Below are 23,765 nucleotides of genomic sequence, written 5' to 3'. Positions count from 1 at the left end.
CCTACGCAGGAGGCTGCCTGTGGCAGCGACTACAGTCGCCGTATGACCAAGTGGGAATACTCGACCGTGCCCCTTCTCGTGCACGCGACCAAGCAGATTCTGGACACCTGGGGCGAGGACGGCTGGGAGCTCGTCCAGGTCGTGCCCGGGCCGAACAACCCCGAGCAGCTGGTGGCCTACCTGAAGCGGGAGAAGCAGGCATGACCGGTGTGGTCGAGGCGAAGCTCTCCGAGCTCGGCCTGACGCTTCCGGAGGTCGTTCCGCCGATCGCCGCGTACCAGCCGGCCGTGCAGTCGGGTGTGTACGTCTTCACCTCGGGCCAGCTCCCGATGGTGGAGGGCAAGCTTCCGTGCACCGGCAAGGTCGGCGCGGAGGTCACCCCGGAGGAGGCCAAGAACCTGGCGCGTACGTGCGCGCTGAACGCCCTGGCCGCCGTCAAGTCGGTCACCGGCGACCTGGACCGTATCGCGCGTGTCGTGAAGGTCGTCGGCTTCGTCGCCTCCGCCGCGGACTTCACCGGCCAGCCGGCCGTGATCAACGGCGCGAGCGAGCTGCTGGGCGCGGTGCTCGGCGACAAGGGCGTGCACGCGCGCAGCGCGGTGGGCGTGGCGGTACTGCCGCTCGACGCGCCGGTCGAGATCGAGATCCAGGTCGAGCTCGCTTCCGCCTGAGCGGCCGCCTCCGCCCGAGGGCTCTCACGTCTGCCCGACGGCCGGGGTCCCGTCTCCGGACCCCGGTCTTCCGCCTCCGGGCCCCGGTCCTCTCGAACATCCAACCGGGAGCGGATAGCCTCCGGCCATGTCCAATGGTCAGTGGTACCCGCCCGAGTGGCCGGACCGGATCCGCGCCCTCGCCGGCGGTGAGCTCACCGTCGCGTCCCCCAAGCGGGCCGCCACCGTCATGCTGCTGCGGGACATGGCGGGCGGCCCCGTCGTGCACATGCTGCGCAGACGCGCCTCCATGGCCTTCGCCGGAGGCGCGTACGCGTATCCGGGCGGCGGAGTGGACCCGCGCGACGACGACCACCACGTGGGCTGGGCGGGCCCGTCGCTGGACGACTGGGCCGTGCGCCTGGGCGTGGACCCGGCGTCGGCGCAGGCCATCGTGTGCGCGGCGGTGCGCGAGACGTACGAGGAGGCCGGAGTGCTGCTCGCGGGCCCGACGGCCGGCACCGTGGTCGGCGACACCACGGGCGACGACTGGGAGGCGGACCGCCGGGCGCTGGTCGCCCGGGAACTGTCCTTCGCGGACTTCCTCCGGCAGAGGTCCCTGCTGCTGCGCTCGGACCTGCTGGGCGCGTGGGCGCGCTGGATCACCCCCGAGTTCGAGCCGAAGCGGTACGACACCTGGTTCTTCGTCGCCGCGCTGCCGGCCGGCCAGCGGACCCGCAACGCCTCGACGGAGGCGGACCGCACGGTGTGGATCAGCCCGGCGGAGGCGGCCGCGGGTTACGACAGGGGCGAGCTGCTGATGATGCCGCCGACGATCTCGACGCTGCGTACGCTCCAGCCGTACGCCACGGCTGCCGAGGCCCTCGCGGGCGCGGCGGACCAGGACCTGGCGCCGGTGCTCGCGCGGGCCCGCCTGGAGGGTGACGAGCTGGTGCTGAGCTGGCCGGGCCACGAGGAGTTCACGAAGCGCGTCGGGAACACCACGGGGAGCAGCGACCGTACCGAGAGCGCAGGAGGCACCGCATGACCGACGCGGCAGCGCTTCCCGGACAGCCCCGCGGCGGCGTGCTCTCCGGGCCCGCCACCGCACGCGCCGTCAACGTCCTGGCCCCGAACGCCTCCGCGATGACCCTCGACGGCACCAACACCTGGATCGTCTCCGAGCCCGGCTCCGGCCTGGCGGTCGTCGTCGACCCGGGGCCGCTCGACGAGGTACACCTGCGGGCGGTGATCGCCACCGCGGAGGAGGCGGGCAAGCGGGTCGCGCTGACCCTCCTCACCCACGGGCACCCCGACCACGCGGAGGGCGCTGCGCGCTTCGCCGAGCTGACGCGTACGCCCGTACGGGCCCTGGACCCGGCCCTGCGGCTCGGGGACGAGGGGCTTTCGGCGGGGAACGTCGTCACCACCGGGGGGCTGGAGATGCGCGTGGTGGCGACGCCGGGGCACACCGCCGACTCGCTCTGCTTCCACCTGCCCGCCGACCGGGCCGTGTTGACGGGCGACACCGTCCTCGGGCGCGGCACGACGGTCGTGGCGCACCCGGACGGGCGGCTCGGCGACTACCTCGACTCGCTGCGGCGGCTGCGTTCGCTGGCGGTCGACGACGGGGTGCAGGTCGTGCTGCCCGGGCACGGGCCCGTCCTGGAAGACGCGCAGGGCGTGGTCGAGTACTACCTGGCCCACCGCGCGAACCGGCTCGCGCAGGTCGAGACGGCCGTCGAGGACGGGTACGTCAGCGCGTCCGAGGTCGTCGCCCGCGTGTACGCGGACGTGGACCGGTCACTGTGGCCGGCGGCCGAGCTCTCGGTGCGGGCGCAGCTGGAGTACCTGCGGGAGCACGGCCTGATCTAGTACGGAGCTGTCCGGGCCCGGCGGCCCGGTCGGGCCTCCTCGCGCTTGAACCGATCGGTGGGACGGGGACGGCCGGCCCGTCCTCCGGGCGGAGGGCGACGGTCTCGCCGTACGCGGAGGCCTCACGCGCCGCGGCACGCCGCCCCTGACGCTCGTCGCCGCCCCCTCGCCCGTCACCGGCCGTGTGCACAGAGTGGCCGCTGCCGCTGCCGCTGACACCCGGGCCGGAAACGCGGAAGGGCCACCCCTTGGCGGGGTGGCCCTTCCGGCAGTCGTACCAACTCGTACTAGCGCGAGCGCTTCGCCAGGCGCTCCACGTCCAGCAGGATCACGGCCCGCGCCTCCAGGCGCAGCCAGCCGCGGCCCGCGAAGTCGGCGAGGGCCTTGTTGACCGTCTCGCGGGACGCACCGACCAGCTGGGCCAGCTCCTCCTGCGTCAGGTCGTGCACGACGTGGATGCCCTCCTCCGACTGCACGCCGAAGCGGCGCGACAGGTCGAGGAGCGCACGGGCGACACGGCCCGGCACGTCGGAGAAGACCAGGTCCGACATCTGGTCGTTGGTCTTGCGCAGCCGGCGGGCCACGGCGCGCAGGAGCGCCGTGGCCACCTCCGGGCGGGCGTTCAGCCAGGGCTGGAGGTCGCCGTGGCCGAGGCCGAGCAGCTTGACCTCCGTCAGGGCGGTCGCGGTGGCGGTGCGCGGGCCCGGGTCGAAGAGCGACAGCTCACCGATCAGCTCACCGGGACCGAGGACGGCCAGCATGTTCTCGCGGCCGTCGGGGGAGGTGCGGTGCAGCTTCACCTTGCCCTCGGTCACCACGTACAGGCGGTCGCCGGGGTCGCCCTCGTGAAAGAGGGCGTCGCCGCGAGCGAGCGTCACCTCACTCATCGAGGCGCGGAGCTCCGCGGCCTGCTCGTCATCGAGCGCCGCGAAGAGCGGGGCGCGCCGCAGAACGTCGTCCACGAGTTCTCTCCTTGTCGACCTGCTCACAGAAACCGTGATCACCATGATGCCGGACGGTAAAACTAGTGCGATCAATCACAAGTTTGACGTACCGGCGTGCCTGACCGTGCGGCAGGGGGCCGATTGGGTTGGCAATTGGCTGTGACCGGGGCGGATGTCAGTGCCGGGCTTTAGGCTGGCCGGGTGTCCAAATCGCCGGTGAGAGTGCAGGCCAAGGGGGCCGAACAGGTGACCGAAGCCCATAATTCTGCTGTGGGCGAACAAGTGCCGACCCAGCCCAGAAAAGCCAAAAAAGAGGATAAAACGCCCAAAGCTGTGAAGCCTGTGAAGGTCGCCGGGTCGGAGTCGCGCCTGGCCATGGTCCGCCGCGCCCGCCGGATCAACCGCGAGTTGGCCGAGGTCTATCCGTACGCCCATCCCGAGCTGGACTTCGAGAACCCGTTCGAGCTGCTGGTCGCCACGGTCCTCTCCGCCCAGACCACCGACCTGCGGGTCAACCAGACCACCCCGGCCCTCTTCGCCACGTACCCGACGCCCGAGGCCATGGCGGCCGCGGCCCCCGAGGAGCTGGAGCGGATCATCCGGCCGACGGGTTTCTTCCGCGCCAAGGCCCGTTCCCTGCTCGGCCTGTCCACGGCCCTGCGGGACAACTTCGGCAGCGAGGTCCCCGGCCGTCTGGAGGACCTGGTCACGCTGCCCGGCGTCGGCCGCAAGACCGCCAACGTCGTGCTGGGCAACGCGTTCGGCGTCCCGGGGATCACGGTCGACACCCACTTCGGACGGCTTGTGCGCCGCTGGAAATGGACTGAGCACGAGGACCCGGAGAAGGTCGAGGCGGACATCGCCGCGATCTTCCCGAAGCGCGAGTGGACGATGCTCTCGCACCGGATCATCTTCCACGGCCGCCGTGTCTGCCACTCCCGCAAGCCGGCCTGCGGCGCCTGCCCGATCGCGCACCTGTGCCCGTCCTACGGCGAGGGCGAGACGGACCCGGAGAAGGCGAAGAAGCTCCTCAAGTACGAGATGGGCGGCCACCCGGGGCAGCGGCTGAAGCCCCCGCCGGGCTTCCCGGGAGAGCCGGCGCCCCCGCTGGGGACCGCCGGGTGACGGGTGTACGGGATGGCGTGGAACGAACAGGCCCGCTTCGGGCGTTGTGACGACGGGGGTGCCCATGGCGCGTAGGAGCGAGACGTACGACAGCGGAGCGGCCGGGACGGTGGAGGCGGGCGGCCTGCCCGAGATCGCCGTGACGAGCACCGGGCTGCCCGGATGGCTCGATCCGGTGGCCGAGGCCGCCCGGTCCGTGCGCCCCGAGCAGCTCAGCCGCTTCCTGCCGCCCGAGAGCGGCGCCGGGCGCCAGTCGGCCGTGCTGATCCTCTTCGGCGAGGGCGAGAAGGGCCCCGAGCTGCTGCTCATGGAGCGGGCGGGCAGCCTGCGCTCGCACGCGGGACAGCTGAGCTTCCCCGGCGGCGCCCTCGACCCCGCCGACGGCGATCCGAAATCGGCAGGCCCGTTGCGCGCCGCGCTCCGCGAGGCCGAAGAGGAAACCGGACTCGACCCCTCGGGCGTCCAGGTCTTCGGCGTACTGCCCCGCCTCTACATCCCCGTCAGCGACTTCGTCGTGACGCCCGTCCTCGGCTGGTGGCGCGAGCCGAGCCCGGTCGGGGTCGTCGATCCCGCCGAGACCGCGAGCGTGTTCACGGTCTCCGTGGCGGATCTCACGGATCCGGCCAACCGCGTGACGAGTGTGCACCCGCGCGGCCACAGCGGTCCGGCGTTCCTGGTCGGGCCGGCGCTGGTCTGGGGTTTCACCGCGGGTGTGATCGACAAGATCCTGCACTACGCGGGCTGGGAGCGTCCCTGGGACCGCTCCCGGCAGGTCCCGCTCGACTGGCACGCGTGACAGGGTGGCCATGTGAACGTCCTGGACATCTTGTTGCTGGTCGCGGCGGTGTGGTTCGCGATCGTCGGGTACCGACAGGGATTCGTCGTCGGCATTCTGTCGGTGATCGGCTTCCTCGGCGGTGGTCTCGTCGCGGTCTACCTGCTGCCCCTCGCGTGGGACCAGCTGACCGACGGATCGGAAGTCAGCTCGACGGCCGCCGTCGTCGCGGTCGTCATCGTGATCGTCTTCGCCTCGGTGGGCCAGGCCTTCACCACCCACCTCGGCAACAAACTCCGCAGATACATCACCTGGTCGCCCGCGCGCGTCCTGGACGCCTCGGGCGGCGCGCTGGTCAACGTCGTCGCGATGCTCCTGGTCGCCTGGCTGATCGGCTCCATGCTCGCGCAGACCTCGCTGCCCACGCTGGGCAAGGAGGTCCGCAACTCCAAGGTGCTCCTCGGCGTCTCGCGCGTGATGCCCGACCAGGCGAACATGTGGTTCACGGACTTCAGGTCGGTCCTCGCGCAGAACGGCTTCCCCCAGGTCTTCAGCCCCTTCTCCAACGAGCCCATCACCGAGGTCGAGGCCCCGGACCCGGCGCTCGCGGGAAGCCCCGTCGCCGCCCGCGCGAAGAAGTCCATCGTCAAGGTCGTCGGTACGGCCCCGAGTTGCGGCAAGGTCCTCGAGGGCACCGGTTTCGTCTTCGACGACCGCCGCGTCATGACGAACGCTCACGTCGTGGGGGGCGTCGACGAGCCGACCGTGCAGATAGGCGGAGAAGGCCGCCGGTACGACGCCACGGTGGTGCTCTACGACTGGGAGCGCGACATCGCCGTACTGGACGTTCCGAACCTCGACGCCCCGGCGCTGGAGTTCATGGGCCCCGACGACGACGCGCGCAGCGGCGACAGCGCGATCGTCGCGGGCTTCCCGGAGAACGGCTCCTACGACGTCCGATCCGCCCGCGTCCGCGGCCGAATCAACGCCGACGGCCCGGACATCTACCACCACGGCACGGTCCGGCGCGACGTCTACTCGCTCTTCGCGACCGTCCGCCAGGGCAACTCGGGCGGCCCGCTGCTGACGCCCGACGGCAAGGTCTACGGCGTCGTCTTCGCCAAGTCCCTCGACGACGCCGACACGGGGTACGCCCTGACGGCCGACGAGGTCCGCGAGGACATCCGCCTCGGCAGCGCCGCCAACCAGCAGGTCGACAGTCAGGAATGCGCGCTCTGACGACTCCGACACGCTGACGATTCCGAGAGGCCGGTTCACCCTCACATGCGTCTGACGATCCTCGGCGGCGGCGGCTTCCGCGTCCCCCTCGTGTACGGAGCGCTCCTGCGCGACCGCGCCGAGGGCCGCGTCACCCACGTCACCCTCCACGACCTGGACCGCGCCCGCCTGAGCGCCGTCGCCCACGTCCTGGCCGACCAGGCCGCCGGCGTCCCGGACGCGCCGGCCGTATCCGTCACCACCGACCTCGACGACGCCCTGCGCGGCGCCGACTTCGTCTTCTCCGCCATCCGGGTCGGCGGCCTGGAGGGCAGGGCCGCCGACGAGAGTGTCGCCCTCGCCGAGGGCGTCCTGGGCCAGGAGACGGTCGGCGCGGGCGGCATCGCCTACGGACTGCGTACGGTCCCGGTGGCCGTCGACATCGCGCGGCGCGTGGCGCGGCTCGCCCCCGACGCGTGGGTCATCAACTTCACCAACCCCGCCGGCCTCGTCACCGAGGCCATGTCCCGCCACCTCGGCGAGCGCGTCATCGGCATCTGCGACTCGCCCGTGGGCCTCGGGCGCCGCGTCGCCCACGCGCTCGGCGTCGCCGACCCGGCGCGGGTGCGGCTCGACTACACCGGCCTCAACCACCTCGGCTGGCTGCACGGGGTGTACGCCGACGACGAGCCCGGCCGAAACCTGCTCCCGGCCCTCTTCGACGACGAGCGCGTCCTGACCTCCTTCGAGGAGGGCAGGCTCTTCGGAGCCGAGTGGCTGCGCTCGCTCGGCTCCGTCCCGAACGAATACCTGCACTACTACTACTTCAACCGCGAGACGGTCACCGCCTACCGTGAGGCGAAGCAGACCCGCGGCGCGTTCCTGCGCGACCAGCAGGCACGCTTCTACGACGGCATGGCGGACCGCACGTCGGCGTCGGGCGCCCTGGCCGCGTGGGACCGTACCCGCGCCGAGCGCGAAGCCACGTACATGGCGGAGAACCGGGAGGCGGCGGGCGCGGGCGAGCGCGCCGCCGACGACCTGGAGTCCGGCGGGTACGAATACGTCGCGCTCGCGCTGATGCGGGCCATCGCCCGCGACGAACGCGCCACGCTCATCCTCAACGTCCGCAACCGGGGCACGCTGCCGCTGCTCGACGACGCGGCCGTCGTCGAAGTCCCGTGCCGGGTCGACGCGGCCGGCGCCCACCCCCTCGCCGTGTCACCGCTGACCGGCCACGAGGCGGGCCTGGTGGCGGCGGTCAAGGCGGTGGAGCGGTGTGTACTCCAGGCGGGGGAGAGCGGGTCGGCGCGAGCGGCGGTGAAGGCGTTCGCCCTGCATCCGCTCGTCGACTCGGTCACAGTGGCACGAAGACTGCTCGACGGCTACCGGAGCGCGCACCCCGGACTCGCCTATCTCAAGTCCGGGGCGCGGTAGCTCCAGCGGTTTCGGCCGCGTCAGGTGTGCCGGTTGTTCTTGTCGCGTACGTCGCGTCAGTCGCGGGGATGACGCAACCGCGCCGAGACCCAGCGGGCCCGTCGGCGGAGAATGCGGGGAATCCCGATCGTGCGGGAAGGCGGGCCGTGGCCGTGGCTCTGGTCCTGCGGACCGCCCCTTTCCTGGGTGCTCAGCGCGGTGGCCGAGCGGCGATTGCGTGCTGCGTCACCGTAGTCGTGCGTCCAGCCCATACCCGACGTGTGCCCGTACCCCATGGTCCGTAATCGCGCCGGGGGCAGCCAATTGGCCTATGCGTCAGGCAATTGGCTGTTCGTAGGACAAGCGTTCCGGTGGCTGGGTGGTCGGTCAGCGGTCCGGCTCGGGATCCTTCAGCCAGTTGACCAGCTCGGTCGAGAAAGCCGCCGGGTCCTCCTCGTGCGGGAAGTGCCCCAGCCCGTCGAACAGCCGCCACCGGTACGGGGCTTCGACGTATTCGCCGGAACCCGCCGCGCTGCGCGTGCGCATCACCGGGTCGAGCGAGCCGTGCAGATGCAGCGTCGGCACCTGCACCGGCCGCTTCATGCGCCGGTTGAACTGGATGCCGTCCGGTCGTGCCATCGACCGCACCATCCATCGGTACGGCTCGATCGAGCAGTGCGCCGTCGACGGGATCGACATCGCCCGCCGGTACACGTCGACGTCCTCGTCGTCCGGCAGCCGCGGACCCGACCAGTCGCGGATCAGCCGCCCCACCAACGCCGCGTCGTCCGCGACCAGCTGACGCTCGGGCAGCCACGGGCGCTGGAATCCCCAGATGTACGATCCGGCCCGCGTCTGGGACACGTCGGAGAGCATCGCCGAGCGCCAGCGGCGCGGGTGCGGCATCGAGGAGACCACGAGCCGGCGCACCATCTTGGGCCGCATCACGGCCGCCGTCCACGCCAGGTACCCGCCGAGGTCGTGTCCGACGAGCGCCGCGTCCGGCTCGCCGAGCGAACGCACCACGCCGGTGATGTCGAGCGCGAGGTTCGCCGGGTCGTAACCCCGCGGCGTACGGTCGCTGCCGCCCACGCCCCGCAGGTCCATCGCGACGGCCCGGAACCCGGCCTCGGCGAGCGCGGTCAGCTGGTGCCGCCACGTCCACCAGAACTGCGGAAAGCCGTGCAGCAGCAGCACCAGCGGGCCGTCCCCTGCCTCCGCGATGTGGAAGCGCGCGCCGTTGGCCGCGACCTCGCGGTGGGTCCACGGCCCGTCGGGACGTACGACAGAAGAGGGTGTCGGTGCGGGCACGGGCGCAGGTGCGGGCGCGGGAGCGCCGGAGTCGGAATCAGGGGCCGTCATGTGGACGAGCGTGCCACAGCCACTGCCTTGTCACCGACCTGGCGGGGATGAGGCTTGGCGCCCTGGAGCACGGCCGCCGTCTGCTTGGCCGAGGCGATGCTCTTCTCCGGCGGCTTGACCTTCTTGAACTTCGACACGGCGATCAGCGCCAGCAGACCCGCCAGCAGCAGGAACGCGCCGCCGACGATCAGGAAGGACCAGGCGAGACCCAACCCCAGGTTGTGGATGCCGTACGCCGCGGCGAAGCTCAGCACCGGCAGGGAGAAGAGCGCGAACACCCCCGCGACACCGATGGCGCTGCCGCCGATACCGACGCGCTTGACGTCCTGCCTCAGCTCGGCCTTGGCCAGCGCGATCTCGTCGTGCACGAGCGCGGACATCTCGGCGGTCGCCGAGGCGACCAACTGGCCGAGGCTGCGGTCGACGGTGTCAGCGGTGCGGACGCTGTCAGTGGTGCGGGCGGGGTCACTCATCGCTCTCTCCCTCTTCTACGTCTGCTGTTTCGGTGGATCTGATGTCAGATCATGCCGGACCGTCGCCCTTGCTGCCGGATGCCCCCGCGAGTTCCGCGAGCTTGCGGTGGGCCGCGGCCTTCTCCTCGTAGATCGCGGCCATCCGCAGGTGGTACTCGGGCTGGTCGAGCTCGTAGATGTCCGGGATGCCGTCGTGGTCGTCGTCGCGCTCCTCGTCCTCGACCATCGCGCGGTACTTGCGTACCCGAAGCTTGAGCAGGATCCCGGAGATCACGGCGGCGATCAGCGACCCGATGAGCACGGAGGCCTTGACCTGGTCGGTCAGCGCGGCGTTCCCGGTGAAGGCGAGTTCGCCGATGAGCAGCGAGACGGTGAAGCCGATGCCGGCCAGCGAGGCGACGGCGAAGACGTCGGGCCAGACCAGGTCGTCGTTGAGTTCGGCCTTGGTGAAGCGGGCCGCCAGCCAGGTGCCGCCGAAGATGCCGACGGCCTTGCCGACCACCAGGCCGAGGACGACGCCGAGGGTCTCGGGCCGGGTGAACACGTCGCCGGCCGCCTCGCCGGAGATGGAGACACCGGCGGAGAAGAGGGCGAACAGCGGCACGGCGATCCCCGCCGAAAGGGGACGCACGAGGTGCTCGATGCGCTCGCCCGGGGAGTGTGCCTCGTTCTCGTTCCGGCTGCAGCGCAGCATCAGGCCCATTGCGACACCGGCGATGGTGGCGTGTACGCCGCTGTTGTACATCAGGGCCCAGATGGCCAGGGCGAGCGGTACGTAGATGTACCAGCCGCGCACACGGCCCCGCAGCAGCAGCCAGAACACGGCGAGACCCACGACCGCGCCGCCGAGCGCGAGGAAGTCGAGGTCGCTGGTGAAGAAGACCGCGATGATCAGGATCGCGAACAGGTCGTCGACGACGGCCAGGGTGAGCAGGAAGGCGCGCAGCGCGGACGGCAGCGAGGTGCCGATCACCGCGAGGACGGCGAGCGCGAAGGCGATGTCGGTGGCGGTCGGGACGGCCCAGCCGCCCAGGGACCCGTCCCCGAGGACGTTGACCAGGACGTACACCAGGGCCGGCATCACCATGCCGCTGAGGGCGGCTACGACGGGCAGCGCGGCGGCCTTGGGATCGCGCAGCTCACCGGCGACCAGTTCGCGCTTCAGCTCGATGCCCGCGACGAAGAAGAAGACGGCGAGCAGGCCGTCGGCCGCCCAGTGCTGGACGGAGAGGTCGAGGCCGAGCGAGGCGGGCCCCAAGTGGAAGTTGCGTATCGACGCGTAGCTGTCGCTGAGCCCGGTGTTCGCCCATATCAGCGCGGCTATCGCGGCTACGAGGAGCAGTACGCCGCCCACGGTCTCGGTCCGCAGGGCATCCGTCACGAACGTACGTTCGGGAAGTGAGAGCCGTCCGAGGAACTTGCGCGGGCCGGGCGGGCCGGACGGGGTGGGCGGGGTGGTCGAAGCAGGTGCGGCCACGGGTGAAAACCTCCGGTCGGTGGGCAGCATGGAGCACATTGCCGACCAGACTTCCCGGCACACCTGTGGACTATTGACGCGTTCCTGACGCGGGCACCCACTCTACCGGGGGCGTGCAAGGACGAAATCCGGTGATCATCACTTTACGGGCAGAGCGGGCACCCGGCTCGGGGAGCCGGGTGCCCGCTCTGGGGTCGTACTAACACGGTCGTGCCCGATGGACCGATGGACCGATGAGCCGACGGGACCGACGAACGGCGTGGCCCCCGGGGCGTCGGCGCCCGCTCTCAGTCCTCGCTGGAGGCGTTCGGCAGCTTGGTCTGGATCAGGTCCATCACCGAGGAGTCGGTGAGCGTGCTGACATCGCCCAGCTGCCGGTTCTCGGCGACGTCGCGCAGCAGTCGCCGCATGATCTTGCCGGAGCGGGTCTTGGGCAGCTCGGCCACCGGGAGGATCCGCTTGGGCTTGGCGATCGGGCCGAGGGTGGCGCCGACGTGGTTGCGGAGCTCGGCGACGAGGGTCTCCGTCTCGGACGCCGTACCGCGCAGGATCACGAAGGCGACGATGGCCTGGCCGGTCGTCTCGTCGTTCGCGCCGACGACCGCCGCCTCGGCGACGGACGGGTGCGAGACGAGTGCCGACTCGACCTCGGTGGTCGAGATGTTGTGGCCGGAGACCAGCATCACGTCGTCGACCCGGCCGAGCAGCCAGATGTCACCGTCGTCGTCCTTCTTGGCGCCGTCGCCCGCGAAGTACTTGCCGGGGAAGCGGGACCAGTAGGTGTCGATGAAGCGCTGGTCGTCGCCCCAGATCGTACGGAGCATGGACGGCCACGGCTCGGTCAGGACCAGGTAGCCGCCGCCCCCGTCGGGCACCTCGTTCGCCTCGTCGTCGACGACGGTCGCGCTGATGCCGGGCAGCGCGCGCTGGGCGGATCCGGGCTTGGTCGCGGTGACGCCGGGCAGCGGCGAGATCATCATCGCGCCGGTCTCGGTCTGCCACCAGGTGTCCACGATCGGACACGTGTCGGCGCCGATGTGCTTGCGGTACCACATCCAGGCCTCGGGGTTGATCGGCTCACCGACCGAGCCGAGGATCCGCAACGAGGACAGGTCGAACTTGGCGGGGATGTCGTCCCCCCACTTCATGAACGTGCGGATCGCGGTCGGCGCGGTGTAGAGGATCGTGACGCCGTACTTCTGCACGATCTCCCAGAAGCGCCCCTGGTGCGGAGTGTCGGGCGTGCCCTCGTACATGACCTGCGTCGCGCCGTTGGCCAGCGGGCCGTACACGATGTACGAGTGCCCGGTCACCCAGCCGATGTCGGCCGTGCACCAGTAGACGTCGGTCTCCGGCTTGAGGTCGAAGACGGCGTGGTGGGTGTAGGCCGCCTGGGTGAGGTAACCGCCGGAGGTGTGCAGGATGCCCTTGGGCTTACCCGTGGTACCGGACGTGTAGAGGATGAAGAGCGGGTGCTCCGCGTCGAAGGCCTCGGGGGTGTGCTCGGCGGACTGGCGGGCGACGATCTCGTCCCACCAGACGTCCTTGCTGTCGTCCCACGCGGTGTCCTGGCCCGTGCGGCGTACGACCAGGACGTGCTCCACCTGCGGGCACTTGGCGACGGCCTCGTCGATGGCGGGCTTGAGGGCGGAGGGCTTGCCCCGCCGGTGGCCGCCGTCCGAGGTGATGACGACCTTGGCGTCCGCGTCCTGGATGCGGGAGGCGATGGCGTCGGCCGAGAAACCGCCGAAGACGACCGAGTGCGCGGCGCCGATGCGGGCACAGGCCAGCATCGCCACGGCAGCCTCGGGAATCATCGGCAGGTAGACGGCGACCCGGTCGCCCTTGGCGACACCCAGCTCGGTGAGGGCGTTGGCGGCGCGTGAGACCTCGTCCTTGAGCTCGGCGTAGGTGATGGCGCGGCTGTCGCCGGGCTCGCCCTCGAAGTGGATGGCGACGCGGTCGCCGTGGCCGGCCTCGACGTGGCGGTCCACGCAGTTGTACGCGACGTTGAGCCTCCCGTCGGCGAACCACTTCGCGAAGGGCGGGTTCGACCAGTCGAGTGTCTCGGTCGGCTCGGTGGCCCAGGTGAGCCGCCGGGCCTGCTCGGCCCAGAAGCCCAGCCTGTCCGCCTTGGCCTGTTCGTACGCCTCCGCCGTGACGTTGGCGTTCGCTGCCAGCTCGGCGGGCGGCGCGAAACGGCGCTCCTCCTTCAAGAGGTTGGCCAGGCTTTCGTTGCTCACGACATCTCCCATTCCCAGGGCGTCCGATGTGTCCCGTGCCCTAGCTCATCAGTCTCGTGCCCGGGTGACAAGAGCCTTCCGGGAATTGGTTTAGACCTGTGAGCTGGGGCGGGTCGCATTCGGCCGGTGTTTGCGGCGGCGTGCGGCCCCTCTTCGCAGGGCGGCGCGGGGAGGGGCCATACGGTCTCACGGACGCGGAGGCGGATCGGTTCAGGCGCGCGATTCCTGGAGTGCGCCTTCCGCCTCGCCTTCCGTCTCGTTTCCCGTCCCGCCTTCCGTATCCGAAGGGCCGACCCGGTCGAAGACTTCCCCGGTTCCGTCGGCCCGGACGCCGTCCTTCAGCAGATACGCCTGGGCCTCGCCGACATGGAAGTACATGCCGTGCAGTTCGAGCGTGCCCTCGGCGAGCCGGCGGCGCACCGCCTCGTGCGTGCGCAGATGCTCCAACTGCTGGACCACATTGGTCAGGCAGAGCTGCTCGATCGCATCGGCCGGCATCCGTCCCGAGATCCTCGCCCAGGAGTGGCGCCTGCTCCTCATCCGCTCCAGGCTGGGTGTGCCGTGCCGCAGCCAGCGCCGCAACGGCGTCTCGGCTCCGTCCTGAGGTGCGGTGAGCAGGGCCTGCATCGCGCCGCAGCCGGAGTGCCCGCAGACGGTGATGGACTGGACCTTCAGTACGTCCACGGCGTATTCGATGGCCGCCGCGACCGAGTCGTCCGTGCTCTCCGTACCGGGTGGCGGAACGAGGTTGCCCACATTCCGTACGGTGAAGAGGTCACCGGGGCCACTGGACGTGATCATGCTGGTGACCAGTCGGGAGTCCGCGCAGGTGATGAAGAGTTGCGACGGCGTCTGTCCCTCGCGGGCAAGCCGGGCCAGCTCCTCGCGCACCAGCGGCGCCGTGTTCCGCTGGAAGGCGCTGAGCCCGGTGGCCAGTTGGCCGGCGCCGGCGCCGGCGCTCGCCAGGCCCGGCGTGAGGGACGGCACGGCGGCGTGGTCGTCGCAGTGGTGGTTGCGCCAGGGGGTCCACGGCCGGCAGCAGGTGTGGGCGGAGCGAGTGAAGCGAGTGGAGTGGGTGGAGCGGGCGGAGCGGACGGAGTGCGTGGAGTCGGCAGAGCCGGGAAGGCCGGCGGAGCCGGTGCCGGAGTCCGGCTCGGTGAACCGGTGGCCCGAACGCCCGGTGATTTCGACCCGGCCCCCTTGCGCGACATGCGCGTCCCGCCAGTGCTGGAGTGTTTCGTACGCAGCGTGGTCCATGAAGGACCCCTCCAACTCGACGACCGCGTCGTCCCCCTGGGGTACCTGGCTCAGCGCACGGCTCAGCCGGGGCACCGCCAGGAAGGTCAACTGACCCCGCACCCTGATGTGGTGGGTGCCGTCCGCCGTCGCCTCCGCGGTGACGTGAGTCTTGGCCAGCCGGTGCAGCGCAACCGCGACCGCGACCGCGATCCCCATCACCACACCTTCCAGCACACCGAGGAGAACGACCCCGGTGACCGTCACCACGTACACCACTACCTCCCGGTGGCGGGAGGCGCTGCGGATGTGCGTGACGTTCACCATCTGGAAACCGATGACCATCACCAGCGCGGCGAGCGCGGGCAGCGGGATCAGGTCGATGACCGGGACGAGGAAGAGCGCGGCCAGGACGATCCACAGGCCGTGCAGCATGGTGGAGTGCCGGCTGACCGCGCCCGCCGACACATTGGCGACGCTCCGTACGGCGACACCGGCGACCGGCAGCCCGCCGAGTGCTCCGGACACGATGTTCGCGGCTCCCTGCCCGGTCAGTTCGCGATCCAGGTCCGCGCGCATTCCGCCGGTGCGCGGCTCCTTGCGCGCGGACACCAGCTTGTCGACGGCTACGGCCGAAAGCAGTGACTGCACGCTCGTGACCAGCGTGACCGTGAGCACGGCCGCGGCGATCCCGAGCACCGGCCCTTCCGGAAGCCCCGGCAGCGCATGGCTGCTCCAGGACGGCAGGTCGACGCGCGGCACCTTCATCCCGGTCAGTACCGCGAGCACGGCGGCGGCAGCCACCGCGACGAGGGCGGCCGGTACCGTCCGGGCGATCTGTCCTGCGCGTCCAGGAATGTGCGGCCAGAAGAGAAGCACGGCGACGGTGAGGGCGCTCACCAGAATGGCCGGCCCGTGGAGGTCGGCCAACTGGGCCGGCAGGCCGCGCGCGTTGTCGACGGCGGAGCTCTGCGGTGTGCCGCCGAGGACGATGTGAAGTTGGGACAGGGCGATGGTGGCGCCGATGCCGGCCAGCATGCCGTGCACGATCGCCGGGCTGACGGCTAGGGCGGAACGGGCCACGCGCACTGCTGACAGCGCCAGTTGGGCGAAGCCGGCGAGGACGGTGATGGCACAGGTGGTGCGCCAGCCGTACTGCAGGATCAGCTCGGCCGTGACCACCGTGAGTCCCGCGGCCGGCCCACTGACCTGGAGCGGAGCTCCGCCCAGTCGACCGGCGACGATGCCGCCGACGGCGGCGGCGACGAGGCCGGCCTGGAGCGGGGCGCCGGTGGCCAGGGCGATTCCCAGGGAGAGCGGCAGTGCGATCAGGAAGACGGAGATCGAGGCTGACAAGTCGGCTCCCGCGATACGGAATCGGCGGGGGCGGTTGCCGCCGTCGCCCGGCGGGGGGCTGTGGAGGCGTCGGAATCGGGATGCGCGCGTGGTGCGCGAAGAGTGGTCGGTGCGGGTGGGGGCGCAAGCGGACATGGTTCCCGTCTCCTCCGGGGCAGCGCGGTCGCGGAATGTGGGACGCGGCCGTGGGTCACGGCGTGCAGCGGCGGGATTTTCAACTCTCAGTAAACGAATGGTAATGCAGAGTAAAGAATCAAGGGGGTGATTAGGTGCAAATGGTCTAGAAGTTCACCCATTTCAGCGCATAAAAAATTTAAGCGGCTTGTCGTACTTTCTTCCCCTTCGGAACGTGCGAAGTTTGCGGCGCAATGTCGGCACTTCAGCGCAGGAAACCTGAGGGAAGAGGGTGGGCGGATGATGGCCGCCGCGAAGAGGATCGCCTTCGGCGTCGCCGCAATGACCATGGTGAGTGTGCTCGCCGCCTGTTCCGGACCCGTCGGGCCGGAACCCCCCCAGGCCGAGGGGGGCGCCCACGGGGAGAAGGAGGGGACCCCCGCCGCGGCGCCCGAGAACGCGGTGCGCCTGATCGGCGACGGCTCCACGGCGTACACGGGCAAGCAGCCGCACCTGCCCAGGCCCCAGCGGCTGAAGCCGGGCCAGAAGCCGCCGCAGTTCGTGGTGTTCTCCTGGGACGGGGCGGGGGAGGACAGCCAGCGGCTCTTCTCCCGCTTCCGTGAGGTCGGCAAGAAGTACGACGCGACGATGACGTACTTCCTCAGCGGCGTGTACCTGCTGCCGGAGGAGAAGCGGCACCTCTACGACCCTCCTCAGCACTCGCAGGGCCGTTCCGACATCGGCTTCAACGACATCGCGGGAATCAGCGACACCGTGGACCAGCTGCGCGGCGCGTGGCTGGACGGCAACGAGATCGGCACGCACTTCAACGGCCACTTCTGCGGCAAGGACGGCGGCGTCGGAACCTGGTCCGCGGGGGAGTGGAAGAGCGAGATCGCGCAGGCCAAGGCGTTCGTGAAGCGCTGGAAGACCAACTCGGGCCTGCAGGAGGCGAAGCCGCTGCCCTTCGACTACGACAAGGAGCTCATCGGCGCCCGCACGCCCTGCCTGGAAGGGCAGAAGAACATGATGCGGGCCGGAAAGGAGCTGGGCTTCCGCTACGACTCGAGCGGTGTCGGCAAGCAGGTGTGGCCGAAGAAGACCCAGGGCCTGTGGGACATTCCGCTCCAGTTGGTCCCGGTGCCGGGACGGGCCTTCGAGACGCTCTCGATGGACTACAACTTCATGGTCAACCAGTCGGGAACGGTCAAGGGTGACCCGTCCCAGCACGAGTTCTGGGGCAACCAGATGCGTGACGGCCTGCTGAAGGCCTTCGACCGCTCGTACAACGGAAACCGCGCCCCGCTGATCATCGGCAACCACTTCGAGTCCTGGAACGGCGGCACGTACATGCGCGCCATCGAGGAGACGATCAAGACGGTTTGCGTACAGCGGGACGTGCGCTGCGTCTCCTTCCGGCAGGTCGTCGACTGGCTGGACGCGCAGGACCCGAAGGTGCTGGCGAAGATGCGCACCCTGGGGGTCGGCGAGGCCCCGAAGGGGGGCTGGGCGTCATTCCTGGCCGCCCAGCCGGCGGCCACCCCGAGCAGTGTCCGGCCGGGCGCCGCCCACCCGGACAGCCGCTCGCCCGAGCGCCGGGACGACCTTCCCGGTCACGCCGGCTGAGCGGCACCGACCTCCGCGAGACGCTCATCGAGTACGAAGGCGGGGTCGACCTGGGCGGCCAGGTCGGCGCCCGTCTTCGCGTTGCCCCAGCTCTCCGCGTTCTTCAGGTGAAAGTGCACCATCTGGCGCGTGTAGCGATCCCAGTCGCGGTGCGCGTACGAGTCCTCCGCGGCGTTCTGCAGGGTCTGGAGGGCGAGGCGGTTGTCCGCTTCCAGCAGCTCGAAGCGTGAAGGGCGGCCCTTCTCCATCGTGCGGACCCAGTCGGACGCGCGGACGGTCACCAGGAGGTCGTCGCCCACCTGCTCCCGCAGGAAGTCGATGTCGTCCTGCCCCTGCACCTTGTTGCCGACGACCTTGAGGGACACGCCGTAGTCCCGGGCGTACTCCTTGTACTGGCGGTAGACGGAGACCCCCTTGCGGGTCGGTTCGGCCACCAGGAAGGTCATGTCGAAGCGGGTGAACAGGCCGGAGGCGAAGGAGTCGGAGCCGGCCGTCATGTCGACGACGACGTACTCGTCCGAACCGTCGACGAGGTGGTTGAGGCACAGCTCGACCGCGCCGACCTTGGAGTGGTAGCAGGCGACACCCAGATCGGACTCGGTGAAGGGGCCGGTGGCCATGAGCCGGATCTCGCCGTCGTCGAGCCGCACGGTACGGGCACACGCGTCGTAGACGGGATTGTCCTCGCTCACCCGGAGGAGGCGGGAGCCCTCGCCCGGCGGCGTTGTCTTGATCATCGTCTCGGCGGAGGCGATACGGGGGTTGGTGCCGCGCAGGTACTCCTTGATGAGGGGGAGGTGCGCGCCCATCGCGGGCAACGCGGCGGCTTCCGTCTCGTCGAGACCGAGCGCGGCGCCCAGGTGCTGGTTGATGTCGGCGTCCACGGCGATGACCGGGGCCTCGTTGGCGGTGAGGTGGCGGATGAAGAGCGAGGACAGCGTCGTCTTGCCGCTGCCGCCCTTCCCTACGAAAGCGATCTTCATGTTCACCAAGGGTAATCTCATGATTGCGCCTTGTGCGCACCCCGAGTGAAGAAGACCACTCCAAGGTGGGGCGGGGGCTGGGAATGCGTAGGGTCCTTACTTATGAGTACGAACGCTGATCCCCTCGCGGCGCTCGGCGCGCTGCCCGGTGTGCCCGAGGCCGTGGACTCCGTACGCAAGGCCGTCGACCGGGTATACGGGCACCGGGTCATGCGGCGCCGCAGTAACGAGATCACCGCGGAGGCGGCGCTGCGCGGGGCGCGCGGCTCGGCTGCGCTCTCGGGTGCGGACTGGGCGCTGGAGGAGGTGCGGCGGCGTACCGACTTCAGCATCGACGGGGAGTCGCGGACGGTCGGCGCGGCGCTGCGGCTGACCGCGGAGGCCGGACAGCTGCTGTCCATCTGGCGGCAGTCGCCGCTGCGGGTGCTGGCCCGGCTGCATCTGGTGGCGGCGGGCGGTGCGGGCGTGTCGGACGAGTTGGTGGGTCGGCCGCGGTTCGCGGGCGAGCCGGTGGACGAGCCCCTGGTCGAACTTCCGCTGCCGGGCGCCGACGAGGTGGCGGGCCGGCTCGAAGGGCTTTCGGAACTCGTCATCGCGGGCGGTTCCGCGCCGGCGCTGGTGACGGCGGCCGTGGTGCACGGCGAGCTGCTGGCTCTGCGCCCGTTCGGCTCGCACAACGGCCTGGTGGCGCGTACCGCCGAGCGGATCGTCCTGATCGGCAGCGGTCTCGACCCCAAGTCGGTCTGCCCGGCGGAGGTCGGACACGGGGAGCTGGGGCGAGCGGCGTACGTGGCGGCGCTGGACGGCTACGTGTCGGGGACGCCGGAGGGCGTGGCGGCGTGGATCGCGCACTGCGGACGCGCGGTGGAGCTGGGCGCCAGGGAGTCGACGGCCGTGTGCGAGGCGCTCCAGCGCGGAGCTGCCTGAACTCGCCCACCGGACCCGCGCGCCCGCGCGGGCGGACGGGCAGGGGAGCGAGCGGGCAAAGGGTTGCGGCGGTACCGCTGAGCGGTACCGCCGCTGGCACGTCCGCCGGGTTACCATGCGTCCTCGAATTTCGCCCATCAGGCCGGGAGCTTTGCCCGCCGCCTGGTGCGGCTGACCCGTAATCGACGGGTCGACGTCGCGTGGGTGCTCGGCTTTCATGCTCGGTCCGTGGGGCCTTCGTGCATCAGAGGTCATCCTCTCGGATGTCCTTGGTCTCGCGGGCCGTTGAGTCCTTTGTACTCCTCGGGCCGGTGAAGCGGAACCCCTGGAGGCGCTTCTTTACTTTTTGGTTTAAATCCGGGCAAAGTTTTCGTATGGTTGGCCGGCTCGCGGAGGGCGTGCCCGTCGGCCGGGTCTGCGGCTGACGTACCAGACCAGGCCCGCGGTGGCGGCGGCCGCTCCCACCGCGGCCGCGGCGACGAGCGCGGGACGGGGCGGCATGGAGAAGGCGGGCAGCCGCTGCTTGAGGCGGACGGGCCGGTTGAAGACGAGAACCGGCCATCCGCGGGCGAGTGCCTCACGGCGCAGCGCCCGGTCCGGGTTGACCGCGAAGGGGTGGCCGACGGACTCGAGCATCGGGATGTCGGTCGCCGAATCGCTGTACGCGAAACAGCGTGCCAGGTCGTACCCCTCGGACGCGGCGAGCTCCTTGACCGCCTCGGCCTTGGTGGGGCCGTACGCGTAGTACTCCACCTCGCCCGTGAAGCAGCCGTCGTCACCGACGACCATCCGGGTCGCCACGACCCGGTCGGCCCCCAGGAGCTCACCGATCGGCTCCACCACCTCTGCGCCGGAGGTGGAGACGATCACGACGTCGCGGCCGGCGGTGTGGTGCTCCTCGATGAGAGAGGCCGCCTCGTCGTAGATGATCGGATCGATCAGGTCGTGCAGGGTCTCGGCGACTATCTCCTTGACCTGCTGGACGTTCCAGCCCTTGCAGAGTGCGGAGAGGTAGTCGCGCATGCGCTCCATCTGGTCGTGGTCCGCGCCGCCGGCGAGGAAGACGAACTGGGTATAGGCGGCGCGGAGAGCGGCCCCACGGCTGATCAGTCCGCCTTGATAGAAGGACTTGCTGAAGGTCAGCGTGCTCGACTTCGCAATGACGGTCTTGTCGAGATCGAAGAAGGCGGCTGTTCGGGGCAAGGAGTGGTTTTCCACGAGGCGAGCATAGGCGCCCGCCATTCGGCGTACGCTGTGGCGTGTGGGTTTGCCTGAGAAGGCTCTCGGGTACACCATGGAAGTCACGGATCGTTCGCGACCGTGCTACCCCGGTCCGACTCCTCCCCCCCCGAGTCGGCCGTGGAGACGACCCCCGTTCTCCCCCCCGACGGGGGTCGTCGCATGTCCGGACGCATTTTCGCCCTCCGGATCCGATCATTTCTCCCCCTCAGGGCCGCCTCGGCGTCGACCTCCTGCTGATGAGACTCGTGACGGTGCGTAGCGGTTCCGCCGCTCTCCGGAAGTCACTGGTATAGGTGAGCGGGATATTCACAACCGACGGGTTGTCCCCAATTTTTTAGCAAGATCCACACGATTTTCCAGATCCCCGCACGGTGATTCCGTCCACGAAGTTCGCGGACCGAAGGAATCGCAGTGAGAGGGGGCGGAGATCGTGGCCGGATCCATCACACCCGACCGACCGCCGGCCGCCGGAGTGCGGCAGGGCGGACCGCTGATCGTCACCGAGGACGCCGACCTGCTCGACGATCTGCTGCGGCTGTGTGCCGCCGCCGGCGTTGAACCGGAAGTCCACCACGCGGTGCCCGAACGCAGAGGCACCTGGGAGAGCGCGCCGCTGATCCTGGTGGGCGACGACGCCGCCGACCGGGTGCGCCGGGCGGTGCTCGGGCGCGGCGGTGCGCGCAGACGCGGCGTGCTGCTCGTGGGCAAGGACCAGGACGACCCGGGAGTGTGGCGGCGGGCGGTGGAGATCGGCGCCGACCATGTGCTGCGGCTGCCCGACGCCGAGAACTGGCTCGTCGAGCGCATCGCCGATGTGGCGGAGGGCGTGGGGCGTCAGGCCCTGACCGTGGGAGTGCTCGGCGGACGGGGCGGGGCAGGGGCTTCGACCCTGGCGTGCGCGCTGGCGGTGGCCGCCGCCCGGACGGGCCGGCGCACGATGCTCATCGACGGTGACCCACTGGGCGGCGGACTCGACGTACTGCTCGGCGGGGAGGCCGCGGAAGGCATGCGGTGGCCGGATTTCGCCGAATCCAGGGGACGGGTCGGCAGCGGCGCGCTCGAGGAATCGCTGCCGGAACTGCATGCGCTGCGCGTGCTGAGCTGGGACCGGGGCGACCGTGTGGTGATCCCGCCGGAAGCGATGCGCGCGGTGCTGGCCGCCGCGCGACGGCGTGGCGGGGTGGTGGTCGTGGACCTGCCGCGCCGGATCGACGAGGCCGTGGCGGAGGCCCTGGCCCAGCTGGATCTCGGACTGCTGGTGGTGCCGGCGGAGCTGCGGGCCGTCGCGGCGGCGAGCCGGGTGGCGTCGACGGCCGGCATGGTGCTGAGGGACCTGCGTGCGGTGGTGCGCGGGCCGTACGCCGCGGGTCTGGACGAGGAGTCGGTGGCGAGGCTGCTGGGGCTTCCGCTGGCCGGTGAGCTGCCGGTGGAGCCGGGACTGCTGGAGGCGCAGGCGTGCGGGACGCCGCCGGGCGGCAGCGCGCGCGGACCACTGGCCCGCTTCTGCACGGCGTTCTGGGAGCAGGCGCTCGCCGGGGGCGGTGTCTCATGAGCGCGGGAATGCTGGACGCCGTGAGGCAGCGGCTCGCGGAGAGCGGCGCCGAACCGACGCCGGCCCGGGTGGCGGCCGCGCTGCGGGCCCAGGGGCGGCTGCTGGGTGACGCGGAGGTGCTGGGAGCGGCCGAGGAGCTGCGGTGCGAGCTGGTGGGGACGGGGCCCCTGGAGCCGTTGCTCGCCGATCCCTCGGTGACGGACGTACTGGTGTCCGCGCCCGACCGGGTGTGGGTGGACCGGGGAGGCGGGCTCGAGCTCACCGGCGTCTCCTTCGCCGACGCGGCGGCGGTGCGCAGGCTCGCGCAGCGGCTCGCGGCGGTGGCGGGGCGTCGGCTCGACGACGCGAGGCCGTGGGTGGACGCCAGGCTGCCCGACGGGACGCGGATGCACGCGGTCCTGCCACCGGTGGCGGTCGGATCCACGTGCCTGTCGCTGCGGGTGGTGCGGCCCAAGGCGTTCTCGCCGGCGGAGCTGGTCGAAGCGGGGACGGTGCCGCCCGGCGGCGACCGGGTGCTGCGGGCGCTCGTCGAGGCCCGGCTCTCGTTCCTGATCAGCGGAGGCACGGGCACGGGGAAGACCACGCTCCTGTCGACCCTCCTCGGCCTGGTCGGGAAGCGGGAGCGGATCGTGCTGGCCGAGGATTCGGCGGAGCTGAGGCCCGATCATCCGCATGTGGTGCGCCTGGAATCGCGGCCCGCGAACCAGGAGGGCGCCGGACAGGTCACGCTGCAGGACCTCGTGCGGCAGGCATTGCGGATGCGGCCCGACCGGCTGGTGGTCGGCGAGGTGCGTGGCGCCGAGGTCACCGAACTCCTGGCCGCCCTCAACACCGGACACGAGGGCGGATGCGGGACCGTCCACGCCAACGCGGCCACGGACGTCCCGGCGCGGCTCGAGGCGCTCGGCGCGGCTGCGGGGCTCGACCGGGCGGCGCTGCACAGCCAGCTGGCGGCGGCCCTGTCGGTGGTGGTCCATCTCGTACGCGGCCGGGGCGGGCTGCGGCGGGTCGCCGAGGTCCATGTGCTGGAGCGGGACGCGGCGGGGCTCGTGGTGACCGTGCCGGCGCTGCGGTGGGGTGCGCAGGCCTTCTCGTACGAGCGCGGCTGGCCCCGGCTGCGTGAGCTGACCGGGGGTGCGCTGTGACGGGGGCCGGAGCGGGAGCGGCACCG

21 protein-coding genes are annotated in these 23,765 nt (G+C 70.9%); 12 read left to right on the top strand and 9 right to left on the bottom strand.

The window, feature by feature from the left end; genetic code table 11:
* Positions 1-42 precede the first annotated feature (42 nt).
* From BN1555_RS14875 to BN1555_RS14860, 4 genes are all read left to right on the top strand, one after another.
* Positions 43-204 (top strand): Sp36 family protein, encoded by a 162-nt coding sequence (locus BN1555_RS14875; protein WP_019355547.1) that lies wholly within the window; start codon positions 43-45, stop codon positions 202-204.
* Positions 201-671: a RidA family protein gene (locus BN1555_RS14870; protein WP_093799831.1), complete on the top strand. Its 471-nt coding sequence runs from the start codon at positions 201-203 to the stop codon at positions 669-671. Before BN1555_RS14875 ends, BN1555_RS14870 begins: the two co-directional genes overlap by 4 nt.
* Before the next feature lie 127 nt (positions 672-798).
* Complete coding sequence (locus BN1555_RS14865; RefSeq protein ID WP_093799830.1) at positions 799-1,698, top strand: NUDIX hydrolase; 900 nt, start codon at positions 799-801, stop codon at positions 1,696-1,698.
* Positions 1,695-2,525 (top strand): MBL fold metallo-hydrolase, encoded by an 831-nt coding sequence (locus BN1555_RS14860; protein ID WP_093799829.1) that lies wholly within the window; start codon positions 1,695-1,697, stop codon positions 2,523-2,525. The genes BN1555_RS14865 and BN1555_RS14860 overlap by 4 nt, the downstream gene beginning before the upstream one ends.
* Positions 2,526-2,812: 287 nt before the next feature.
* On the opposite strand, the gene BN1555_RS14855 is transcribed toward BN1555_RS14860, so the two are convergent.
* Complete coding sequence (locus BN1555_RS14855) at positions 2,813-3,487, bottom strand: Crp/Fnr family transcriptional regulator (protein ID WP_014046869.1); 675 nt, start codon at positions 3,485-3,487, stop codon at positions 2,813-2,815.
* A gap of 357 nt (positions 3,488-3,844) precedes the next feature.
* On the opposite strand from BN1555_RS14855, the gene nth reads away from it, so the two are divergent.
* The 4 genes from nth to BN1555_RS14835 all read left to right on the top strand — a co-directional run bounded on the left by nth (position 3,845) and on the right by BN1555_RS14835 (position 8,024).
* A complete protein-coding gene (gene nth / locus BN1555_RS14850) occupies positions 3,845-4,594 on the top strand; it encodes an endonuclease III (RefSeq protein ID WP_255306415.1) in 750 nt (249 codons plus the stop codon).
* Between the two features lie 64 nt (positions 4,595-4,658).
* Positions 4,659-5,390, top strand: coding sequence for an NUDIX hydrolase (locus BN1555_RS14845; RefSeq protein WP_093799827.1), 732 nt, complete (start codon positions 4,659-4,661; stop codon positions 5,388-5,390).
* 12 nt (positions 5,391-5,402) lie between these two features.
* Positions 5,403-6,608 (top strand): MarP family serine protease, encoded by a 1,206-nt coding sequence (locus tag BN1555_RS14840; protein WP_093799826.1) that lies wholly within the window; start codon positions 5,403-5,405, stop codon positions 6,606-6,608.
* Positions 6,609-6,653: 45 nt separating this feature from the next.
* Complete coding sequence (locus tag BN1555_RS14835; protein WP_176710040.1) at positions 6,654-8,024, top strand: 6-phospho-beta-glucosidase; 1,371 nt, start codon at positions 6,654-6,656, stop codon at positions 8,022-8,024.
* 56 nt (positions 8,025-8,080) lie between these two features.
* On the opposite strand, the gene BN1555_RS40355 is transcribed toward BN1555_RS14835, so the two are convergent.
* The 6 genes from BN1555_RS40355 to BN1555_RS14805 form a co-directional block, all read right to left on the bottom strand.
* Complete coding sequence (locus BN1555_RS40355) at positions 8,081-8,275, bottom strand: hypothetical protein (RefSeq protein ID WP_093799825.1); 195 nt, start codon at positions 8,273-8,275, stop codon at positions 8,081-8,083.
* A 115-nt stretch (positions 8,276-8,390) separates the two neighbouring features.
* Positions 8,391-9,365 carry an alpha/beta fold hydrolase gene (locus BN1555_RS14825; protein ID WP_255306041.1) on the bottom strand — a complete coding sequence of 325 codons (975 nt, stop codon included), beginning with the start codon at positions 9,363-9,365 and terminating at the stop codon, positions 8,391-8,393.
* Positions 9,362-9,838: a phage holin family protein gene (locus BN1555_RS14820; protein WP_093799823.1), complete on the bottom strand. Its 477-nt coding sequence runs from the start codon at positions 9,836-9,838 to the stop codon at positions 9,362-9,364. The genes BN1555_RS14825 and BN1555_RS14820 overlap by 4 nt, the downstream gene beginning before the upstream one ends.
* Before the next feature lie 49 nt (positions 9,839-9,887).
* Complete coding sequence (gene nhaA / locus BN1555_RS14815) at positions 9,888-11,345, bottom strand: Na+/H+ antiporter NhaA (protein ID WP_255306040.1); 1,458 nt, start codon at positions 11,343-11,345, stop codon at positions 9,888-9,890.
* A gap of 257 nt (positions 11,346-11,602) precedes the next feature.
* Entirely contained in the window at positions 11,603-13,570 is a 1,968-nt protein-coding gene (acs, locus tag BN1555_RS14810; protein WP_093799821.1) for an acetate--CoA ligase, read from the bottom strand.
* Between the two features lie 198 nt (positions 13,571-13,768).
* Positions 13,769-16,285, bottom strand: coding sequence for a bifunctional SulP family inorganic anion transporter/carbonic anhydrase (locus BN1555_RS14805; RefSeq protein ID WP_093799820.1), 2,517 nt, complete (start codon positions 16,283-16,285; stop codon positions 13,769-13,771).
* A gap of 279 nt (positions 16,286-16,564) precedes the next feature.
* On the opposite strand from BN1555_RS14805, the gene BN1555_RS14800 reads away from it, so the two are divergent.
* Positions 16,565-17,890 (top strand): polysaccharide deacetylase family protein, encoded by a 1,326-nt coding sequence (locus BN1555_RS14800; RefSeq protein WP_093799819.1) that lies wholly within the window; start codon positions 16,565-16,567, stop codon positions 17,888-17,890.
* On the opposite strand, the gene BN1555_RS14795 is transcribed toward BN1555_RS14800, so the two are convergent.
* The gene (locus BN1555_RS14795) at positions 17,878-18,879 is read right to left on the bottom strand and encodes an ATP-binding protein (protein ID WP_093803410.1); all 1,002 of its coding nucleotides are present in this window, start codon (positions 18,877-18,879) and stop codon (positions 17,878-17,880) included. The two genes, BN1555_RS14800 and BN1555_RS14795, sit on opposite strands and share 13 nt — an antisense overlap.
* 96 nt (positions 18,880-18,975) lie before the next feature.
* Between BN1555_RS14795 and BN1555_RS14790 the strand changes: the two genes are divergently transcribed.
* On the top strand, positions 18,976-19,800 hold the full coding sequence (locus tag BN1555_RS14790) for a Fic family protein (protein WP_093799818.1): 825 nt from the start codon (positions 18,976-18,978) through the stop codon (positions 19,798-19,800).
* Positions 19,801-20,151: 351 nt separating this feature from the next.
* Here BN1555_RS14790 and BN1555_RS14785 read toward each other — a convergent pair whose 3' ends face one another.
* Positions 20,152-21,042, bottom strand: a complete 891-nt coding sequence (locus BN1555_RS14785; protein ID WP_093799817.1) for an HAD family hydrolase — start codon at positions 21,040-21,042, stop codon at positions 20,152-20,154.
* Between the two features lie 430 nt (positions 21,043-21,472).
* On the opposite strand from BN1555_RS14785, the gene ssd reads away from it, so the two are divergent.
* Both ssd and BN1555_RS14775 read left to right on the top strand, forming a co-directional pair.
* Complete coding sequence (ssd, locus tag BN1555_RS14780; RefSeq protein WP_093799816.1) at positions 21,473-22,594, top strand: septum site-determining protein Ssd; 1,122 nt, start codon at positions 21,473-21,475, stop codon at positions 22,592-22,594.
* On the top strand, positions 22,591-23,739 hold the full coding sequence (locus tag BN1555_RS14775) for a TadA family conjugal transfer-associated ATPase (RefSeq protein WP_093799815.1): 1,149 nt from the start codon (positions 22,591-22,593) through the stop codon (positions 23,737-23,739). The genes ssd and BN1555_RS14775 overlap by 4 nt, the downstream gene beginning before the upstream one ends.
* Positions 23,740-23,765: the final 26 nt, after the last annotated feature.

The organism is Streptomyces sp. Wb2n-11 (assembly GCF_001049855.1).
In the GTDB taxonomy this organism is placed as follows: Bacteria; Actinomycetota; Actinomycetes; order Streptomycetales; family Streptomycetaceae; genus Streptomyces; species Streptomyces altiplanensis.
This window is presented reverse-complemented; position numbering and strand designations above follow the sequence as displayed.

Bases quoted from the DNA above. Each gene is read 5' to 3' on its own strand.
- acs (WP_093799821.1), bottom strand. From the start codon at position 13,570: ATGGGAGATGTCGTGAGCAACGAAAGCCTGGCCAACCTCTTGAAGGAG.
- nth (WP_255306415.1), top strand. From the start codon at position 3,845: ATGGTCCGCCGCGCCCGCCGGATCAACCGCGAGTTGGCCGAGGTCTAT.
- BN1555_RS14865 (WP_093799830.1), top strand. From the start codon at position 799: ATGTCCAATGGTCAGTGGTACCCGCCCGAGTGGCCGGACCGGATCCGC.
- BN1555_RS40355 (WP_093799825.1), bottom strand. From the start codon at position 8,275: ATGGGCTGGACGCACGACTACGGTGACGCAGCACGCAATCGCCGCTCG.
- BN1555_RS14775 (WP_093799815.1), top strand. From the start codon at position 22,591: ATGAGCGCGGGAATGCTGGACGCCGTGAGGCAGCGGCTCGCGGAGAGC.
- BN1555_RS14800 (WP_093799819.1), top strand. From the start codon at position 16,565: ATGATGGCCGCCGCGAAGAGGATCGCCTTCGGCGTCGCCGCAATGACC.
- BN1555_RS14875 (WP_019355547.1), top strand. From the start codon at position 43: ATGACCAAGTGGGAATACTCGACCGTGCCCCTTCTCGTGCACGCGACC.
- BN1555_RS14785 (WP_093799817.1), bottom strand. From the start codon at position 21,042: ATGGCGGGCGCCTATGCTCGCCTCGTGGAAAACCACTCCTTGCCCCGA.
- BN1555_RS14835 (WP_176710040.1), top strand. From the start codon at position 6,654: ATGCGTCTGACGATCCTCGGCGGCGGCGGCTTCCGCGTCCCCCTCGTG.
- BN1555_RS14870 (WP_093799831.1), top strand. From the start codon at position 201: ATGACCGGTGTGGTCGAGGCGAAGCTCTCCGAGCTCGGCCTGACGCTT.
- BN1555_RS14825 (WP_255306041.1), bottom strand. From the start codon at position 9,365: ATGACGGCCCCTGATTCCGACTCCGGCGCTCCCGCGCCCGCACCTGCG.
- BN1555_RS14845 (WP_093799827.1), top strand. From the start codon at position 4,659: ATGGCGCGTAGGAGCGAGACGTACGACAGCGGAGCGGCCGGGACGGTG.
- BN1555_RS14790 (WP_093799818.1), top strand. From the start codon at position 18,976: ATGAGTACGAACGCTGATCCCCTCGCGGCGCTCGGCGCGCTGCCCGGT.
- BN1555_RS14820 (WP_093799823.1), bottom strand. From the start codon at position 9,838: ATGAGTGACCCCGCCCGCACCACTGACAGCGTCCGCACCGCTGACACC.
- BN1555_RS14860 (WP_093799829.1), top strand. From the start codon at position 1,695: ATGACCGACGCGGCAGCGCTTCCCGGACAGCCCCGCGGCGGCGTGCTC.
- nhaA (WP_255306040.1), bottom strand. From the start codon at position 11,345: ATGCTGCCCACCGACCGGAGGTTTTCACCCGTGGCCGCACCTGCTTCG.
- BN1555_RS14805 (WP_093799820.1), bottom strand. From the start codon at position 16,285: ATGTCCGCTTGCGCCCCCACCCGCACCGACCACTCTTCGCGCACCACG.